The sequence below is a fragment of the Oligoflexus sp. genome (assembly GCF_035638955.1).
GTDB lineage: Bacteria > Bdellovibrionota_B > Oligoflexia > Oligoflexales > Oligoflexaceae > Oligoflexus.
In genome coordinates this window covers 33,741-52,732 of sequence record NZ_DASQYZ010000309.1, presented here as the reverse complement: position 1 = coordinate 52,732, position 18,992 = coordinate 33,741, and the positions used below count along the sequence as shown (strand labels likewise).

Genomic DNA, 18,992 nt, shown 5'->3' with positions numbered 1-18,992 from the left:
CATCATGGAAGTCGTCTTCAAGAGCATCTACAAGCGCTACGGACAAACCACGGCCGTGCATGACTTGAACCTGACCATTGAAAAGGGCGCCTTGCACTTTTTGTTGGGTCCGTCCGGTTGCGGCAAGACCACCACCCTGCGTATGTTAGCCGGCCTGGAACAGGTTACGGAAGGTCAACTGTTCTTCAATGGTGCCGACGTTACCAAAAAGCCAGCGGTCGATCGCGGCATTGGGATGGTGTTCCAGAACTATGCGCTCTGGCCTCACATGACCGTTTATAAAAACGTCGAGTACGGTTTGAAACTTCGCAAGCTCACCTCGGCGGAGATCAAAAAGCGTATCGATGATGTGCTGGATATCACGCGTCTGACTCAATACGTGGATCGCCTCCCGGGTCAGCTATCCGGTGGACAGCAGCAAAGGGTGGCCCTGGCCCGTGCTCTGGCGATTCGCCCGAACGTGCTGCTGCTCGACGAACCCTTGTCCAACCTGGATGCGAAGCTCCGGGGCGAAATGCGTGACAATATTCTGCGCATTCATAAGCAGACGGGCATCACCACGCTTTACGTGACTCATGATCAACGGGAAGCGCTGTCGATGGGCACGCGCATTTCGGTGATGCATGCCGGGCATTTGATTCAGACGGATAATCCCCGCACTCTTTACAACTTCCCTAGAACACCCTTTATTGCCGGTTTTATCGGTGAAACCAACCTGATCCAGGGCAAGGTCCTGGCGCGAGACGGTGAAGCGATCACCGTGGAAACGCCGGTGGGCCGGTTCCATGCCTTGCATAAGGTCGAGCAGTTTCCCGTTGGGGCGGCTGTCTCGGTTTCCATGCGCCCCGAAGCGATTGCCATCGACTGGGATAAAAAAGGTCAAGGATCGAACTATTTTCAGTTGAAAGTTGAGCATCTGACTTATCTCGGTGAATCCGAGCAGTTTCAACTGCGCAGCCCCAGTGGTCAGGCTATCAAGGTGAATTTTTATCACGCACCCGAGCACAACTTCCGTGAAGGTGACACCATCGGTTGTATGATTGCACCCGAGGACGTGCTTGTTCTTCCACCCCAGACTGAAATAGGGCCAGGAACCTGATGCAGACTCAAACCGCCGACGAAACATCAGCGAGTAAACGACGATTTTCGGACATCGTGGGCTATGGAACCGTGATCGCGACTATCGCCATGCTGTTCTTCTTTCTCGTGCTCCCTGTGTCAACCATCATGGCTCGCGCTTTCTTCAATAAGGGCGAGTTCACGTTCCGGTATTTTCCTCTGCTGTTTTCCAATGAAATGCTGATGCATTCGATCGGCAATAGTTTGATGATCGGGGTTGTGACGACGTTGCTCGCCACCCTGCTCAGTTTTCCTTTGGCTGTGATCAATGTGAAGTGGGAATTTCCTGGTAAGGGCCTTCTGATGGGGCTTTTGCTGGTACCGATGGTCATGCCTCCCTTTGTCGGGGCCATTGGACTCTTGCGGTTCTTTGCCCGCCGTGGATCGGTGAACCTCGCCCTCCTGGATTTGGAGTGGATTGATGCACCCATCGATTGGCTCGGGCCCGAGAACATGTTCTGGGCTGTGATTGTTCTGGAAGTTCTGCATCTTTATCCGATTATGTATCTCAACCTTTCGGCGTCCCTGGCCAACGTGGATCCCAGTGTCGAAGAAGTCGCGACAACATTGGGTGTTCCCAAGTGGAAGCAGTTGAAAGACATCGTCTGGCCCTTGGCTCGACCCGGATACTTCGCCGGCGCTATCATCGTCTTTATCTGGGCCCTGACGGACCTGGGCACGCCGCTGCTGGTCGGCTATCACGAAACCATACCGGTCCAGATCTTTAATATGATCACGGATGTGAACGAGAATCCGGTCGGTTATGCGCTGGTGTTCCTGGTGATTGTGATGACGATTGCGTTCTTTCTCCTTTCCAAATTGGCTTTGGGAAGCAAGAAGTACGAGATGATGGCCAAAGGTCATGTCAGCTCAGCCAGACGTCGGGCCAATTGGTTCAGCCTGCCCTTGATTTATCTTCTGGTCGGCGGCACCGTGTTCCTGGCCCTGGTGCCGCATATTGCGGTGATTATCACCGCGGTCAGCAACAAGTGGTTCATGACCATCCTGCCGGAACAGTATACGTTCGACCACTTTGGGCAGGTTTTTCAAACAAGTCTGTCGCTGATCGGCATTAAAAACAGCTTTATCTTCGCCGGGCTTTCCACTCTGCTGGATCTGATTTTGGGTCTTTTGATTGCGTACGTCATCGTTCGCCGCCTGATTCCGTTCCCTGGTCTTCTGGATGGTTTGGTTATGATTCCCCTGGCTCTGCCCGGAATTGTGTTGGCCTTCGGTTATGTCGTGACCTATTCCGATACGTTTTTGGATCCTTTGCATAACCCGGTCCCGCTGCTGGTGATTGCGTATGCGATCAGGAGGTTACCGTATATGGTGCGGTCAGCGTCGGCGGGTTTGCAGCAGATGAGTCCGTCGCTGGAAGAGGCTTCGACCACCTTTGGGGCCTCCCGCTTTCATACTCTACGGAAAATTACCGTTCCTTTGGTTACGGCCAACCTGATTGCGGGAGCTTTGCTATGTTTCTCTTACGCAATGCTGGACGTAAGTGATTCGCTGATCCTGGCCATGAAAGAAAAGTTCTATCCCATGACCAAGGCCATCTATGTTCTGTTCCTGGAGCAGGGATCCGGCGAGCTGCTGGCCAGTGCTTTGGGTGTGATTGGTATGGCAATTCTTGCGGCCTGCATTATGGGGGCCTCACTTCTGCTGGGCAAGAAAATGGGTGAACTCTTCCGCTCGTAATCCGAAAACATTAAAAAAAAGAAGCCGGGTTTCGTCTGAAACCCGGCTTCTTTTATTGAAGGATAAATGGCGAATCCTTGTACCCGCTCCGTTCTTCATGATGCAGAAACCACAGCATTTCAAACGGCTGCACAAGCCTTGTGCCTTGATTCCAACGATTCCGACAAAACCGGATTCCCTGAACCAAAAGCTTTCCCTGGCTGGGTTACAGCCAGGAATCAATATTTATGTAACTCAGCGACATTAAGAATGCAACACCTCACTTGGCCCGCTGGCTAATTTGGGGCGAGTCTGTTGAGCAGAAGGTCTTTCAGGGCATTCAGCGATGATTTGTTCGCTCATATGAAGCTTTGCCTTAATGCATCACCGAAGATGGCTAGCTCGCACTCAGAAGCCAGGCTGAATGAGCCAGAGTGTGGTGTATAATTACAACAAATCGAGAAAAATTCGGCCTCGAAGCCATTTTTTTGGTAGCTTTCTTACGAGCCCTCGCCTAGATTCCCTTCATCGACAGGCAAAACCAAATGGCTGCCGAAACCTTCAAAAATCTGCCCGGTAACATTCGCAAATCAGTTTTCGAGTGTGCCCCCTTTAGAACGGCCGTCGGATCGAACTCCTCCGACGGCCTTTTTTATTGGCAAGATCAACCCGAAGCAGATGGATACGGCAGCTCTTCCAGAGCTGTTGCTTAAAACTTAAAAAAAGCAGAAATTTTGACTCCATTGTTCTGGAAAAGGTTGTCCTCTCCATGCATTTTGAATGCGTCCTTGAGTTCAACTCGTACGGAATCTGGAAAGAGAAAACTGCATGACGAAGACGCAACCCATATCCGTCCTGGTTGTGGACGATGAACCTCTGCTTGGCGCATTATCCTTTGTTCTTCTCACGGAAAAAGGCTTTCAGGTTTCGGTCGCACATTCTTTTACGTCAGCCCTGTCGGTGCTGAAACACTCTCCGATTGATGTTGTGATTACGGATGTTCAGATGCCGCATGGCAGCGGCATTGATTTGCTCTGTGAAATTAATCAAATGGAGGGGAAAAAGCCGGCGGTGTTTCTCGCCAGCACCTTTGCCAAAATGAGTACGGATGACTCGCAACGCCTGGGAGCTGTTGACTTCCTCGATAAGCCCCTGAACTTCGATCTGCTGGCTCGAAAGATTGTCAGAGCCTACCGAATCCGGAAATCAACCCGCACGCTGCATTAAGCATTTTTTATCAAACGCTATTCTTATGGGTCAACTGCTTCAGCAGCTTGTTGATCAGCAGGAGCAGCACCATGGTAATAAGCGTGGACCCGATAATGACGTTACCCAGCGTATCAAAATGCTGGAGTTGCCCGTTGGGTCCGGAGACTACAATAAGTCCAGCCAGGGCCGCGGCCAACCCTCCCGAGATCTGTTGAATGGAAGAACTCACCGACATATAAGCGCCGCGATCCTGCGGACTCGGCAGAGCTGACATCAAAGCGGACGAGGAAATCATCCGAGCTGAAACGCCAATCCACATGAAAATGTTGATCAGGATCACTTCCCAAATGGGAATCATCGACATTCGCGTGTAAATGGCCACCGTGATCATGACGAGAACGGAGCCGAGCATGAAGATCATTAGCTTGCCAATCCGGTCGCTCAAACGCCCCACCAGTGGTCCTGCGACAATGGAAACGGCGCCTGTCACCATGTAAATCATCGGCAGCTGGTCCAACCGAACGCCAAGGTTATTCACATTGAATGCGCTGGCGAACGGCATCAGCATAAAGCCGCCGGTCGACAGGAGCGCCGTCGTCGCAAAACCCTGCAGATAGTGTCTCTGGCTGACTGTTTTCAAAAGATGCATAAAGGGATTTCGATCACTTTGCAGTTTCAAATGTTCGCGAATGGGATCGAGTCGGAATGCCATCACAAGACCCGCAAAAATCCCAATCACGACGATCAAAATAAAGGGCGCATGCCAGCCCCAGTAGTTGGAGAGATATAAGCCGAACGGCAGGCCCAGGACCTGACTGGCGGCAAACGAGCTTTGCACAATTCCCATGACGCGGCCCCGCATCTCGAAGGGGAAAAGGTCGGTGATGATAGCAAAGGAAATGGATCCGACCACGCCACCGAATATGCCGGTAATAATGCGAGCGGCGAGCAGGAACTCATAATTAGGGGCGAGGCCGCAGAAAAGCGTCCCTAAAATAAAACCGCAGTAAAAGAACATCAAAAGTTTTTTACGATCAAAGCGATCGGCGAAACCAGCAGCGAGCAGCCCAGAGGCCCCGGCGCTGAAAGCATATGCGGATACGACAAGCCCGAATTGGGATGGCGTGATGTTCAAAGTCGGCATCAGGATCGCGCCCAAAGGCGACAGGATCATGAAATCCAGGACGACGGTAAACTGCAAAAATGCCAGAACTGCCACGACAAATTTTTGATAAGAGGAAAATGGGACAATGGGGGCTTTCGGTTGACTCGCCATGCGGGACCCTTCGGTTCTAGAGGTCCTCTTAGTATCTGCGAACGACCGGATGCGTTGCAATGTGGGAATTTGGCTCGGGCTAGGAAAAGTCGTCCTCAAGCGGCCTGGCGGGACCATTTCTGCAAAACGGACGAGAGGGCATCGAAGCCGATCGGCTTGGGAATGAAATCGACCATGCCCGACTCCTCGCAGCGTTTACGATCCTCGGGCAGGGTATTGGCGGTCAGGGCAATGATCCGGGGAACGTGCTGCAGTTGAGCGGGATGAGCCAGAATCCAACGCGTCGCCGTCAAACCATCCATCTCGGGCATATTCAAGTCCATCAGGACGATGGTATAGGTTCGCGCTTGCAGCGCCTGGATAGCTTCCTGTCCATTGATCACGGTGTCCACCGCATAGCCTAGTCTGGTCAGCATACGAACAGCGAGTCGGCTGTTCACTTCATTGTCTTCCGCAAGAAGGATACGGATATCGCACTGTGATGACCGGTCGAACAAGGTTCCTCCCAATCGGCGGCATGAACATCCGTAACCCGATATGGGGAGGGATTCGGAACCTATGAGTGTAAACCTGAAGCGGGTTTCAAACCCAGCAGAATTGCAGAGAGTTTCTGTCGGAATTTTTCGACTGTCGCTTTCTGTGGACGTTTTTCCTAGTCCTTCCTTTTTTGTAATTTTACGCCTTTTTTCCCAAAAAACTCACGCCTGACCTTGCGAAGCCAGGGATATTTCAGGCTTTGCTGCTTTTTTAATCGACGGTGAAATCGTGTGCAACATAACGATATATCAAACTAAAAATGAAGATTTCCCGGAGCAGGCTGCCGAGCCGTTAAGTTTCCGCGAAATATGCCGACGCGTAAAGAGAATACGCAAGCGGAGGCTGGATTTGACGCGACTTAAGCACGTAAAACAGAAGAGCACCTCATCCTATGCGGGTTTCTCGCAGATTGATGGCAGCCACCCGATTCAGGACCAGGTGCCGTTCTCTCACGTCGCCTATCAAGCCCGCTATCGTCCGGGCGGCAAGGTCGCGTTCTTTAACTTTACGCTGGCCAAGGAAATGGGCCTCATCGATCCAGGTCACGTCCATGAAATGAATGCGCAACTGGAAGCGATGCTTCTGCAGACCTTCAGCCTTCTCATCGTCAATGAATATGATCAAATGCACCCCGAGCGTATCGATAAGAGCAGTGTGAAACCCAAGCTCTATATGGCCACGCGCTATCTTCAGCTTCAGCATTCTGATCGTCGCGGCCTTAGTTCCGGCGATGGGCGCAGTATCTGGAATGGTGCCTGGCAATTTGCCGGCAAAACATGGGATATCAGCAGCTGTGGGACGGGGGCTACGTGCCTGTCACCCGCCAGCAGTAAGAGCAAGACCTTTTTCCGGTCCGGAGATCCTTACGTTTCCTATGGCTGCGGCTATAGCAAATTGCATGAAGGGATTATCGACACGCTCTTCAGTGAGATCCTGCATCGTAATGGTGTTCGCACGGAACGCGTCCTTTGTGTGATCGAATTTCCCAAGGGCTTTGCCGTGACCGTGCGCGCCGCGGAAAATCTGCTGCGACCCTCGCATTTCTTTCTCCATTTGAAGCAGGGACGTTGGGATCGCCTGAAGGCCATGGTGGACTATCATATCCAGCGCCAGGTCGGCAATAGCAGCTGGACCGTCCCAGCGGGCCAGAACCCTTATGACTGTTTTCTGCAGGCCATGACGCGGAATTTCGCGGAAGCCTCGGCGCGCTTCGAAGCCGACTATATTTTTTGTTGGATGGAATGGGACGGCGACAATATCCTGGCTGATGCCGGCATCATCGATTACGGTTCCATTCGACAGTTCGGTCTGTTTTTCCATGAATACCGCTTCGATGATCATGAGCGCTGGTCCACCAATCTGAAGGAACAGCGCGGCAAGGCCCGTTATATGGTGCAGACCTTTGCCCAGATGATCGACTTTTTGAAAACGGGTCGTAAGAAAAAGATTGGCCGTTTTGCCCGACACGCCGCGGTGAAGGCATTTGATAAGCTTTTCCTGCGTTCGCGTCGCCTGCAAATGCTGCGGCGCATGGGCTTGACTGAAGCTCTGTCGGACGAGCTGCTCACCCAGCAACGCAAAACCGTCCTCGAATTTGAAAAATCCTTCATGCGTCTTGAATATGCGAAGACGAAAAAGGGCGAATACCGGGTGCCGGACGGCAAAAATTGGAATGTGCTCTATGTCATGCGGCGTATTCTTCGGGAACTGCCGCAGACCGTGGAGCAGAATGTGACCTCGGCCGATGCCAGCAACCTCCTCCAACAGTCACTGGCCTGGGCCGCGCATGATGATGCCCATGCGGTGCGACCTGCCCATGTCCGCGAGCTGGTGCATATGACCCGACTCTATCGACAGCTGATGGTGGAAGCCGCGAGTCTGGCGCAAACCGATCTGGGCCGCCTGATGAAGGTGGTGAGCCTGCGCACGACCAAATTAAATGATGAGAATCGTATCACCGGTGATGCTGTGTGCCTGCTGGCCGAGCAACTCATGGCGCAAAGGCGGCATTTGAGTTCAAAGCAGTTTCATAAACTGCTGGAACTCATCATCCGCGAGCAGGTCCTGAATCCCGATTATCAACCGAGTCCCTTTCAACCGCAGCTCCGTAACGAGGCGCGGCTCGAACCCTTGGTCAGGCGAGCCTCGAAGACTGTGCGAAGCTATCGGGAAGGCTTATAACGCCTTGGCTTTTTCGTAGAACGACTGCATCATCCGCGGCAGGTTTACGGCCACGAGCTTATTGGTAATGGCTTTGGGCGCGAAAACCTTCAGATCCACTTCCAATTCATAATGGACCTTACAGCTGCTCGGCCCCTGCGGCGTGATGGTCCAGCGGCCCTGATTCATCTTGAAGAGGCTGCCGGATTCGAGAGTCCAGGCCACAAGCTCAGGACGCTTTTGCGTCATCTTCAGGATATAGGAAAAGGACTTCACGATGTTGATCGTGTATTGAATGCGGGCACTCGTCTCGCTGGAATCCAGGACTTTGACTTCATCCACTTCACCCAGAATCTCTGGATAACTGGCGTAATCAATCAATGCTGCATAAAATTTCTCGGCGGGGACGTTGAAAACTTCTTCGCGGGATGCACCAGCCATCGCTTACCTCTTCGTTTGCTGGGAACTTGAGAGTCTTTTTACTTAGCTGATTCGCCGGGAACTTGCCAGAGCGGAGTTGCAGAGGACGAGCGGAGGAGGGGATCCCGGACCTCGCGGCCCGGGACGAAACATTCGTATTAGTTGAACAGCATGCCAACCAGAACGGTCTCCAGACCTTGTTCGATCGACGATGCAGCCACTTTTGGCAAGAGGGTGATCGCTGGTGTGATCGTGGATTCATAGGTCAGAAGCCACTGGCCTTCGCTGCACAGGGCATTGGTCTTGCATTCAACAGCATTGATGATGCCGGTCTGCAGTTTCACGCCTTCCGCGCCGTTCAAAGCTTTTTCACCAGCAGGAACTTCCTGAGGACCGGTGGTTTGAGCCGTAAACTCGATGGTGCCGAGGGCGCCTCCATAAGGTGCGGCCAGACGCAGGTTGTGACTCACGCCGCGAACCTTCTGATAACCGATCGGCGACTTCAGTTTATAATCGTAGTAATGGCGAGCCACGACATTGCCATCAGCCAAAGTCAGGTCGTCCAGACGCGCGCTCTTATTGAACACGATCGCATCAGAACCCACTGTTTCGGTGTAGGCAGGCCACGCATCAAACGCCAAATATTTTTCCAGGAGACCTTCCACAGTAGGATAGGTTTCCTTGTCCACGACTATGTAAAAACGAACGTTGATAGGAAAGCTGGCCGCTTCGGTTTCAACGCAATAACCCTTGTCAGTAATGGACGCCACACAGGTCGCGACGTTCTTGGGCACAGGGACTGCTTTGGTTGCAGCAAAAGCGTGAGTGGTCAGCAAGCAACCCATTCCAAGCGCGATCATTGACTTCATAAGGAACTCCTTTGTGAGACTTTGGGAATTGAGGTGCAAAATGCCCTCAAAGCGTATTGAAGTATCAAACCCCTTAGTTTTCCGACTGGGTTGAGGATACGGCCATCCGTGGCTCATCGTCCTCATCCCGAAACCATAACTGAAGAACCTCGATCTGACGGTCGCGGAGGACAACATCACTGCTCAACGCATAGAGCTGATCGATCACGATTCGATAGGCATTTTGCTCCGGATCTTCTTTCCACACCATCCGCTGTTTCATGTAGCCAATCGCTTTCCCGAGGCGACCCAGCAAATCACTTGATTCCACAAGGGCTTCACGCCACAGGTGCTCAGAAACCGAGCTGAGACTGGTCAAAGCCGCTGCCAAAGACTGTCGGCGTTTGCCATCATTGAGCGCGTCGATCCACAGCGATGATTGCACAAACCCGAGGCGTGGATCGGCCAGGAAGCGTGAGAGGGCACGAGCCCCAACAGCTTCAGAGGTGACCGATTGCATCAGGTTCAAAGTCATTTTTGACCAAAACGATGTTTCATTCGTGGCCCCGGCGTGCTGATGCAGATTTAAAAGACTGACGCCTTGACGTAAAAGTTGGGGCAACCATAGCTCCATAATTTTTGCGGCGCTGTGCGTATCACGACCGTCGAGGGTTTGCAGCGGCTGGTCCAGGGTGCTCAGCATCGTTTCCCATTGCTGCAAAAATCCGACGCCGAAATCCGCCGATCGCCAGGCCATGAGGATCGCATTCCACCGATCCGCTAGAACCTTTTGCTCCTGGCCTTCCATCAGGGTGCCGAGGGCTACATTTTCTTTGAGAAAACGCTGCAGAAGACTGGCTCTCTCCGATTTTTCCCCCAGTTCGACACTGCTCTTCTGCAGCTGATTGAGGAGGCGACCAAATTCATTGGGACTGAACGAGTCACACAGCAGGGCCCAGGTGCGAATGGTTTCCTTCTGGCCGAGGAATTTGCTGAACCGCAGACCAGGCTCATTCCAATCGAAGCTGGTAAAGAGCGTCATGGCATACGGTAAATCCCGGCCAGCGAAGTCATAGTTTTCGGCCGTCGCAAAATTGCCGATCAGGTGTCCGGCCGCTTCCAGAAGATCCGGGCGAGCACTGACGCGATCCATCAAAGCAAAACCCATTTCCAAAAGAGATTGACCGGCTTTGGCGCTATCCTGCTGCGTGCTGATCACAAGCGACATGATTTCGTGCACGACATCCTGAGCTGTCCCATCACCATCGCGTTGAGCCAGGCGGGCCAGGAAGTCGGTCCAACTCGTGGTTTCAATGCTCTGCTGCCACTGATCAATTGTGGCATTCAAGAGGTTGGGCTGAGCGGCCCAAAATTGGACCGCATAGGACTGTCGACGGCTTAACGAGGCAGCATTCAAAGCGCTCCAATGACCCCGCGCCTGACGCAACCAAAGTTCGGAGCGTTCCTTGGCCGTCAGCTCCTGTTGAGCCAGCTTGTAAAAACGCAGAGCCGATGGAATCTGCACGAGCCCTTTTTTCAAACGAGCCTGACGGCCCATGCTGAACACATCATTTAAAATACGGCGAGTCAGCCAGGCTGGAAAGCGTACTTCATCCGCTACCTTGGCTTCGAGCAAACTCGGGTTATTGCATGTGGTGGCCTGCGAAGGCTTCAGTTGCAAGCGCTGGGCCCAAACATCGCGTGGACCAAACTGATCGGTGGCCAAGAGAGGACAGAAATTTTGTGCGACCACACCCGCCACGAAACTTTGATACGCGGCCTGCCGAACGGTGACATCAGCGCCTCTCAATTCCAGGGCGCAGGGCGAGGGCGTGCCTTCCGCTGTCGCGCAGCTTTTTTCATCGAGACCAATCAAAGGCTGCACGTAATAAGCAGGGCCGGTTTTGGTCAGACCGAGGAGATTGAAAGTGGACAGCAACTGAAAGTTGGGATTATCAAGAAGCTGAGGATATTTTCCCGCTAAAAGACCTACGCGCGTCACAGGACTGATCTTGGTGGGAGGAAACAGAGTTGTGCCATCAGGGTTCGCGGTCAAAGCCTGAGCTGCCAGTTCTTCCAATGATCCGACATTCGCGCCGAGTCGATCCGGGAAGAGTTTAACAAAGAGTGCATAGTCGGCGTCCATGTTGGTGACCAGTGCGGCACCACTGAAAAAGCCGCGCAAGCCACCAGTCGGCAGAGTGGTTATCTGCGCCTGGGTGGGAAACGCGAACGGCACCTTATGATAATGACGCAAATAATAGAGTGCGATCAGCCGTGCATCCGCAGCCGAATAGGGCTCCACATCAAAAAATTCGGTGTTCATGCTGGGACCGGTTTGACTCCATTGGGGTTCTTCCGCAGCCAGAAGATCGGTCCAGCGTGTGTCGGCACTTATATTTTGGACCAGCTGATTTGAGAAATCCTGAAAATGGCCTGTTTGCTCCGGCGGCAAATCCTTGCTGACGAGACCACTGCTGGTCAGCTGCTGATACCAAAGCCCCCAACCAGACGGATCGTCACCGACGGCACGGATACCCTGCAGTGGCTGAATCAAGCGATTATCCAGGCGTGGCTGAATCGAGATGCGCCCGGGTTCTTCAAATCCCGCATAGCGTGCCGGACTGCCGAGACTGGCGACAGGGACATCGGCACCGTCGACCAGCGAACCCAATTCCGGATTCCTAAAGATGCTGTCCGCATTCTTAAAACGATGTAAAAAATGACTGAAGAGGGAGCGATCGTTGGAAAAGGTTTGCTTCACATCCGCGGGCCAATTGAAACTGGCGTCATTCAGAATATCCTCGCTGCCTTCGAGCGTGGCAGGCAATTTATAACGCAGCGCCTGCTCCAAGGGACCTTGATTATAAACGCCGGCAAAAACGCGCGCGACCCTTTGATTGGTGGTTTTATCAACGTCCTGGGTTCCTGCGGGAACCAGTTCATGAAACTGCTGGCTCAGACTGCTCAGACGTTCCAGTTTCAAACTTAAAAGCTTTTCGATGGGGTCGGAAACAAGCAGAGTTTGGAGCGACTCGTCCTGCATCAGGCTTTGTTCCCAGACGGCCATATCACGAAGTGACTGCGGCGCAGCTTTCTGCCAGCGTTCCAGGAGCTGATCCATGAAGGCTGGATCCACAGCCCGATTGGCGACACCGATATTGCGAAGATAATAACGGTCGCGTTCCAGATAGTGCTTACTTTCAAGAAGGATCGTGCGGACCAGTCCGTTTAAAATTTTCGCGTCTGGTTCCACGAAACTATCCGACCAATAGGAAGCGGTCTGGTCCGGATCGTTTGGTTTGGACGTGAGTTCAAGACAGCTTTCCTGGGTGCAAGGCCGACCCACGGTAACGTTGGACAAGGATTCCAACATGGCCGTTAAAGGCACCAGACCTTCGCACGCAGCTTGCGGTGTATTCAGACTGCGCAGCACGTCATAGGTAGGCGCAAAATCAGTGGCCGACAAATCCTTGATACCAGGAATTGTCATGGCTGAGCAGCCGGGAACCGGTCCACCCTGAGTCAGGAGCTGGATCATTTGCTCCATCATGCGGCTCGACCAAAGTTTGGCGCGCAAGGTATCCAGGCTCGGATCATTGGATGGTTCCAGCAAGCGACCCAGCGTTTCACTGATGCTCGTTAAATCCGAGGCTGGCATCGTGCTGAGATCCTGGGCGACTGCCATGAACCACTGAGCCGTATTTTTTTGTTGGTCCAATCCATGTTCCAGGCTGCCGGCCAACCGTCGAGAGATGGACGAACGTTCCTCACCGCCGAGACTGCGATAGGAATTCCAGAAGCTGATGAGGAAGCGACTGAGTCTTTGAATTTCCGCGTCACTCAAGGTGCGATTGAATTCATCCAGGTGCTGGGCAAAGGTTGTGGGAGCGCTGGTGCCTGCTTTCGTCGCGATCACGCGCGCGGGTCCATCCACACTCTGCGGCTGACGCCAGTCCTGCAGCATACGAGCCTGGCTTTCCGCATCTGGCGCCATCAGAGGTTGCCCGCTCAAGGCTGCATCCAGACTGCCCATCAGCTCATCCTGGCCCAGGACCGCTGTGCTGACCTTGATAAAGTGGGGCCCAAAATTCTGACCCTCCAAGACTTCACGGGTCATTGCGGAAAGGCTGTCCTGTTCCAGCGATTGCACAAAGACGCCGAGTTCGGCCAGCAGGGATTCCAGTCGCCCGGATTGTGACCAGAGCGACAGCTGCTTTTGCATGCGGGAAGGATCAAGGCTGAGCAGGAAAGGCTGCAGATGTTCGAGTCGTTCGGTGGCGAGATTAAGTCCCTGCTTCTGCCCCTGGGTGAGACCGCGATCCAAAACACTGGCCATGGCCAGGAGGTAAGGATAGCGTTCTTCGTGGGTCGTGGCTGTCTCGTTCGGCATCAAAGCGAAGTCGATCAGCTTTTGCATTTTTTCAGCGGACAAATCCGCTAAAAGTCTATGCGTCGCGGGCAGGGTTTCGCCGCCGTCGCTGCTGCGATTGGATGCACAGCTCAGCATCTTGTGAAGAAAGGTTCCGCTCAATTCCCACTGGGAAAGATTGGTATTCACACAGGCCTGGTTGGAGTCAGGGTTTTTGAAAAAGGCAAAACCTTCGCCTTGACTCAGCTCTCGTTTTTTACCCGTACAGTTGGCAAGGCCTGCGGCGAGTAAAACAACCACAGCCGCTTTTTTACAGCGCATAGCGGAGCCCTCCGACAAAGGTCTGGATAGTGCTCGAACCATCCAGAGCGACGGCTAGCCCTTTTGGTGTTTGCACGCTCAGGCTGGACAGCTGGCTGAATTGATAAGCCGCATCCAGCGTCAGCTGATGACCTTGTGCGTCGGGGGCAAAGTTATAAGCGCTGCCTAAAGCCAATGTGCGACGTTCGGGGTCGACCACATAGCTGGGCGTATTGCGCCGATTGGCTGAGGTATGCGCTTCCAATCCCGCGCGCAGTTCCACGCGATCCTGCATGAACGCGAGGGGCGCCGTGATCCCAAGGCGGATAGCCTGCGTATCGCGGAGATTGGCATTGCCCGGACGGTTTTCGACGGACAAGGCAGCCACATCGGAACCTGTGATGGTCACGACAGGTGCATTGAATCGAGACCACGAGGCGCGTTCGACACTGCCCATGACCTGAAGGCGTTCGCCATTCCAGGCAAAACCAAGGCGTGTCATCGCCGGATCATAGAAGGGAATCAGACTGGTGGACGCATCGAAAGGCAGCATGGCACTTTCGGTGCTGAAGGCGAACGAGGATTCGATGGTGGATTCGGTCTCCTGGGCTTCACGATGCATGGCGCCCAACACCCAGTCCCCGACGCTCCACGACACACCAAAGTAAGGCACGACCACAGGTTCCATCAGAAATTCCAGTCGGCCTTCTGATTCCTGACTGTCAAGCGAGACCTGCAAAAGCCCCCGGGCCCGCAAGGAATAATAGGCGCCGACGCCAAAGGATAAATCCCAAGGACCCTTGATAGCCAAAGCTGTATAGGCAGCCGGCTTTTGCTGCTGCTCGGAGTAGCGAAGGTAGGTGGCTTCATAAGGCGATAGACCTTTGATGCGACCGAAGCTGCCTTGCGGCATGTAAGCCGCCAAACCAAAATGCAGATCGTCGGTGAGTTTAAGATTTAAACCGAGACTGCCACCCTGCAGGTTATCCGCCGAGGATTCCTGATCCGGATCACGTGGCAGGCGTCCGGCTTCACCCGATGGCAAATCCTGCAAGTGGAATTGAGTTAGCATTGCGGCGGAGGCGATTTCACTGCGATCGGATTTAACAAGGAGTGCTGGGTTGCTGTAGGCCGCGAAGGCGGTCGGGCCCCCTGCTGTGGTGGCATTGCCGACCGCGATGGTCGAAGCTCCAAGGCCGTAGGTGTCGAATACATTAGCGTAGCCAGAGCTTTCTGCGCACGCAACGATGCCTAGAATGGCACAGCGGCCAAACAATCGAGTCATAATGTCCCCTCAGTGTATGAGTCCTCTTCAAAAGAGCTTGGGCGAAGAAAATGAAGAGAACTTTGCATGTGAGTAGCAATGATCGGCGGGCCGGTCAAATCTAAAGTTTTTAACCTCGGCACGGTTTGTAGGACCCGAGCAGGCTTCAAATGAAGCGCCTCACGTGTTGCAATCCCTGGAAGGTCCTGATCTCCGTGCGTTCAGAATCTTACTTTCATGTAAGAGCGGTGTGTGCGAACAGCTGTTCGATCGATCATTTGTAATGGTAACGCCAGCATTTCTGAATGCGCAATAAGTCTGGTTTCGACGGATGACATGTGTAACTTAATTTCTGCAAAATCAGGCCGATGCCTTGTTTCAGGAGGTTTGCATGCCCAATGAACGACTGATTGAACTTCCAGATCTGGAACGCATCGCTGAAAAACGCGGTGAGGTTCGCTACAGCCTCAACGGGTTGGTGCCGGCGACCGTACAAGGTCTCGACGGCGAGGATATGGATGTTGTGATGCTGGATGTGTCACGCGGTGGTCTTGGCATTTTGGTGAGCGGCTTTCCGAATCGGGTGGGCGATATTCTGCAATTGTGTATTGAAGGTCAGGACGCGATCCCGTTGATCGTGCGCTGGATGCGTCGTTCCCGGCTTGGAGAAAATATGAGTCTGCCTGGCTTGACGCGAGTTGGGTTGGCTGTGCAGGCGAGTGAGAATAATCTTTTGCAACGTTTGGAATCCTTTGGTTGCATCGATCAGTGAGGAATCGACTCTGTGCTTGATCTCGCGGGTATCAAACAAGGCTCGGCGGTTGTCGCTGTCGTAGCGGAAAATGAAATCAAAAGGCGCCAGATCATGGACGCCTTTGGACTTCTGCAAACGCGCAACGTGCGTTGGTTCCGCAGCTTTTTTGATATGACTGTCGCGTTGGATAAACGTGAGATCCAATGGGTCTACGCCTGCTTTCGTGATGAGGAGGGGGAAACCCTCCTGGCCTATCTTCAGCATTTGCAAGGGGCTGGCTATACGGATTCTGTCTGCTTCAGCGTGATGATTCGCGACGTGGACTATCAGCACCTGCCGCATTTATTTGAATGCGGACTCATGAGCTGGCACGAAAACACAGATAGTCCCGAAGATATCGCCCAGGGTGTGTTCAAGCTGCATAAGAAAATTGAACCTGAGATGAATCCTTGCATGATCGCGTTCTCCTATCTCAAGGCCTACTATAAAGCGCAGTCCCGCTGGGCTGACGTCCTGCGGCTCGTCGATAACCTCCTGCGCCTTTATCCTTTCGATGATATGCTGCGGCTGAATCAGGTCGAGGCTTATGCCAAGCTAGGCGAGACCGAGCAAGCGAAAAATCTTCTGCTCTCGATTGAATACTACGATCCTGCCATGTCTGAGCAGGTGATGCAGCTGCGTGGCATTCTTTTGAAGGAAGACGAAGGCACCATGCAAAGTCTGGCCTATCAATATCAAATGACCTCGGTGCTGGTGGTGGACCCTGTGGATGACACCGCGCAGCTGATCCAAAATCGTCTGCGTGAGCTGGGTTTTCAGGTCATCGAACATTGCACCCATGGAACCCGTGCGGCCGAACTGATCAGCAAGCAGGCCTTTGATTTTTATGTCATCGAATGGCAAACGCCAGGCCTGTCGGGTCCTTTTCTTTTGCAAAGGATTCGGGAGAGTGGTCATCGCGAGGCCCCCGTGCTGGTGTTGACCGAAATACTGGATCGCGCGGACAGTCAGCTGGTTCGGGAAATGGGCGTGTCGCAGGTCCTGCGGCGACCCCTCAAAATTCAGCAGTTCCTGATGGCGGCCGCATGGGCGATGTCTCAGGCACGCATGCCGACCGAGGCCAGCAGTTTTGAGCGCAAGATCCTGGTGCATCTGCATCGGGGGGAAACGGAACGGGCCCGACAAATCCTGCGTGGATTTCAAGCGATCTCGACGCGGGATCCGATCAAGGAAAAATTTCTGAAGGCCTGTATTTTATTCCATGAGCGCCGCTATTTTGAAGCCAAGGTTCTGCTCATTGAAGCCACCCATGAATCGTCCGGCGACAATGTTCACGTCGCCGCCCTGCTGGCCAAATGTTTGATCAAGCTTGGGGATTCCCAGGCTGCCCTGTCGCTTCTCAAGCGTTGCACCCAGCTCAGTCCCAAACACATCGAACGCCTTTGCAATCTGGCGGAAGTGGCCTTGCAAACCAAAAATATTCATACGGCTGAAGAAGCCCTGCAGAAAGCCGGAACGCTGGATGATGAGTCGCCGCTCGTTAAAAAAGCCCGAGCCAAAGTCGCTGTCGCGGGTGGCCAGACCCAAAGGGCCCTTGACCTCATGAAAAGCATGAACAATGCCCAGGATGTCATCGCCTACCTGAATAACATGGCGGTGGCCTTCGTCAAGACCGGCGACATCGCGGAAGGCATGCGACTTTATAAAAATTGTTCGAAAATCATTGCCGATGACAAACCGGAACTGCGCGCTATTGTCGATTATAACTTGGGCCTTGCTTGTGTCAAAAATGAAGATCCCAACCTGGGATCGGTCCATATCAAATCCGCCATGGATCGTGGCCCCAGCCTCATTTATGCCCGCGCGGAATCGCTCTATAAACGGATCCTCGATGCGAGGCGTTTGAATGTGAGTGTTAAACTCAACATTGCACCTGCTGACGCCAAACAGGAGCCGAGCGAGCTTTCCATCGATGACGTCAGCCTTTTCCAGGACCGTGAAGCCGAGCGACGCAAAGCTTATTTCCTGCGTGGCCTGGTCCTGGCCGAGCGTCCACCTGCCTCCAAGGCCTCCTAAAACGCCTAAAAATATCAGACCCTTAAATCCTTGCTGGACACTTCCTTTAAAGCCTGCTAGCAAACAGATCCAACCAACGGATGATCCGTTAGCAGTGAAGGAGTCTTATGAACGTGACATTGACCACGTGTGCTTGGGTGCTGGCCGTTTTGAGTCCAGCCGCGTTTGCCGCGCAAAAGAATTGCCAGATAACTTTTGAACTCAATAGCGCCACGGTCGATCCCAGGGCCCTTGATATATGCGTCGATGTCTTGAAGCTCAAGACCGGCGATAACCTTCAAATCGATGCTTACGCTTCGGAAGAAGGAACCCCCGAATATAACCTGAGGCTGTCGCAGAAGCGGGCCGTGGCTGTGACCAATGCTTTGCATCGGCAGGTCAAGGGATTGAATGTGAAGGGCAGGGGCCTCGGTGAGCGTGATATGGAAAGTCGCGTGGCAATTCTGATCATGGATGCTAACGGCGCTGATCTGGCTTCTGACGAGATTCCTGGTACGCGTGTGGCTGCCTTCGGAACCAGTGATGCTGTGACGACGAAAACGGCTTCGAGCTCAGGTACCGCAGGCCGCTGGCGTGCCGCCCTGCGCAGTGGTTTCGATACAACTCGAATTGAAAGCCGTGAAGAATATTTTGCCCCGGGCTTGGATGTCGCTTATCTGCCCAGCGTGAATCCCAATGTCCGTTTGGAAATCGGTGCTTTGGCCAGCCTCTATGCAGAAGGCAACCGCAACCGCCTGGGTTCCTATCATTTCGCACCCATGATCGGTTATCAAAACTCCGGTTACGTGGCCGGTGTTCGTGGCCTGGCCGGTGTGGTTCATAGCTATGAAACAGACAAGGACTTCACGGATACGGGCGCTGAACTGCGTCTGGGTGTCGAGCGTGATCAATGGTCGCTGTTCCTGGGCGCCGGTCGCAGCAGCACCTTGGATCGCATCGGTATGGATTTCGGCGTGCGTTTCTAAGATGGTCGCAAG

At 53.4% G+C, this 18,992-nt stretch carries 13 protein-coding genes; 7 read left to right on the top strand and 6 right to left on the bottom strand.

Annotation, left to right across the window (positions count from 1 at the left end; translation table 11 throughout):
* Nucleotides 1-4 precede the first annotated feature (4 nt).
* From VE954_RS28255 to VE954_RS28245, 3 genes are all read left to right on the top strand, one after another.
* Entirely contained in the window at nt 5-1,099 is a 1,095-nt protein-coding gene (locus tag VE954_RS28255; protein WP_324959211.1) for an ABC transporter ATP-binding protein, read from the top strand.
* Entirely contained in the window at nt 1,099-2,820 is a 1,722-nt protein-coding gene (locus VE954_RS28250) for an iron ABC transporter permease (protein ID WP_324959209.1), read from the top strand. Before VE954_RS28255 ends, VE954_RS28250 begins: the two co-directional genes overlap by 1 nt.
* Nucleotides 2,821-3,627: 807 nt before the next feature.
* A complete protein-coding gene (locus VE954_RS28245) occupies nt 3,628-4,026 on the top strand; it encodes a response regulator (RefSeq protein WP_324959207.1) in 399 nt (132 codons plus the stop codon).
* A gap of 10 nt (nt 4,027-4,036) precedes the next feature.
* Here VE954_RS28245 and VE954_RS28240 read toward each other — a convergent pair whose 3' ends face one another.
* Both VE954_RS28240 and VE954_RS28235 read right to left on the bottom strand, forming a co-directional pair.
* Nucleotides 4,037-5,284 carry an MFS transporter gene (locus VE954_RS28240; RefSeq protein WP_324959205.1) on the bottom strand — a complete coding sequence of 416 codons (1,248 nt, stop codon included), beginning with the start codon at nt 5,282-5,284 and terminating at the stop codon, nt 4,037-4,039.
* A 95-nt stretch (nt 5,285-5,379) separates the two neighbouring features.
* Nucleotides 5,380-5,781 (bottom strand): response regulator, encoded by a 402-nt coding sequence (locus VE954_RS28235; protein ID WP_324959204.1) that lies wholly within the window; start codon nt 5,779-5,781, stop codon nt 5,380-5,382.
* A 388-nt stretch (nt 5,782-6,169) separates the two neighbouring features.
* On the opposite strand from VE954_RS28235, the gene VE954_RS28230 reads away from it, so the two are divergent.
* The gene (locus tag VE954_RS28230) at nt 6,170-8,002 is read left to right on the top strand and encodes a protein adenylyltransferase SelO family protein (protein WP_324959202.1); all 1,833 of its coding nucleotides are present in this window, start codon (nt 6,170-6,172) and stop codon (nt 8,000-8,002) included.
* On the opposite strand, the gene VE954_RS28225 is transcribed toward VE954_RS28230, so the two are convergent.
* The 4 genes from VE954_RS28225 to VE954_RS28210 form a co-directional block, all read right to left on the bottom strand.
* Nucleotides 7,997-8,422, bottom strand: coding sequence for an SRPBCC family protein (locus tag VE954_RS28225; RefSeq protein ID WP_324959199.1), 426 nt, complete (start codon nt 8,420-8,422; stop codon nt 7,997-7,999). The two genes, VE954_RS28230 and VE954_RS28225, sit on opposite strands and share 6 nt — an antisense overlap.
* 137 nt (nt 8,423-8,559) lie before the next feature.
* Nucleotides 8,560-9,270, bottom strand: coding sequence for a hypothetical protein (locus VE954_RS28220; protein WP_324959197.1), 711 nt, complete (start codon nt 9,268-9,270; stop codon nt 8,560-8,562).
* Nucleotides 9,271-9,343: 73 nt separating this feature from the next.
* Entirely contained in the window at nt 9,344-13,942 is a 4,599-nt protein-coding gene (locus tag VE954_RS28215) for a hypothetical protein (protein WP_324959195.1), read from the bottom strand.
* Nucleotides 13,932-15,206, bottom strand: a complete 1,275-nt coding sequence (locus VE954_RS28210) for an OmpP1/FadL family transporter (RefSeq protein ID WP_324959193.1) — start codon at nt 15,204-15,206, stop codon at nt 13,932-13,934. Before VE954_RS28210 ends, VE954_RS28215 begins: the two co-directional genes overlap by 11 nt.
* A gap of 370 nt (nt 15,207-15,576) precedes the next feature.
* Here VE954_RS28210 and VE954_RS28205 point away from each other — a divergent pair, with 370 nt between their 5' ends.
* The 3 genes from VE954_RS28205 to VE954_RS28195 all read left to right on the top strand — a co-directional run bounded on the left by VE954_RS28205 (nt 15,577) and on the right by VE954_RS28195 (nt 18,980).
* Nucleotides 15,577-15,957: a PilZ domain-containing protein gene (locus VE954_RS28205; protein ID WP_324959191.1), complete on the top strand. Its 381-nt coding sequence runs from the start codon at nt 15,577-15,579 to the stop codon at nt 15,955-15,957.
* Between the two features lie 12 nt (nt 15,958-15,969).
* Nucleotides 15,970-18,015, top strand: coding sequence for a tetratricopeptide repeat protein (locus VE954_RS28200; RefSeq protein WP_324959189.1), 2,046 nt, complete (start codon nt 15,970-15,972; stop codon nt 18,013-18,015).
* Nucleotides 18,016-18,128: 113 nt separating this feature from the next.
* Entirely contained in the window at nt 18,129-18,980 is an 852-nt protein-coding gene (locus VE954_RS28195; protein ID WP_324959187.1) for an OmpA family protein, read from the top strand.
* Nucleotides 18,981-18,992 lie beyond the last annotated feature (12 nt).

Coding starts and splice junctions, on each gene's coding strand:
- VE954_RS28255 (WP_324959211.1), top strand. CDS start 5: ATGGAAGTCGTCTTCAAGAGCATCTACAAGCGCTACGGACAAACCACG.
- VE954_RS28250 (WP_324959209.1), top strand. CDS start 1,099: ATGCAGACTCAAACCGCCGACGAAACATCAGCGAGTAAACGACGATTT.
- VE954_RS28245 (WP_324959207.1), top strand. CDS start 3,628: ATGACGAAGACGCAACCCATATCCGTCCTGGTTGTGGACGATGAACCT.
- VE954_RS28240 (WP_324959205.1), bottom strand. CDS start 5,284: ATGGCGAGTCAACCGAAAGCCCCCATTGTCCCATTTTCCTCTTATCAA.
- VE954_RS28225 (WP_324959199.1), bottom strand. CDS start 8,422: ATGGCTGGTGCATCCCGCGAAGAAGTTTTCAACGTCCCCGCCGAGAAA.
- VE954_RS28220 (WP_324959197.1), bottom strand. CDS start 9,270: ATGAAGTCAATGATCGCGCTTGGAATGGGTTGCTTGCTGACCACTCAC.
- VE954_RS28215 (WP_324959195.1), bottom strand. CDS start 13,942: ATGCGCTGTAAAAAAGCGGCTGTGGTTGTTTTACTCGCCGCAGGCCTT.
- VE954_RS28210 (WP_324959193.1), bottom strand. CDS start 15,206: ATGACTCGATTGTTTGGCCGCTGTGCCATTCTAGGCATCGTTGCGTGC.
- VE954_RS28205 (WP_324959191.1), top strand. CDS start 15,577: ATGCCCAATGAACGACTGATTGAACTTCCAGATCTGGAACGCATCGCT.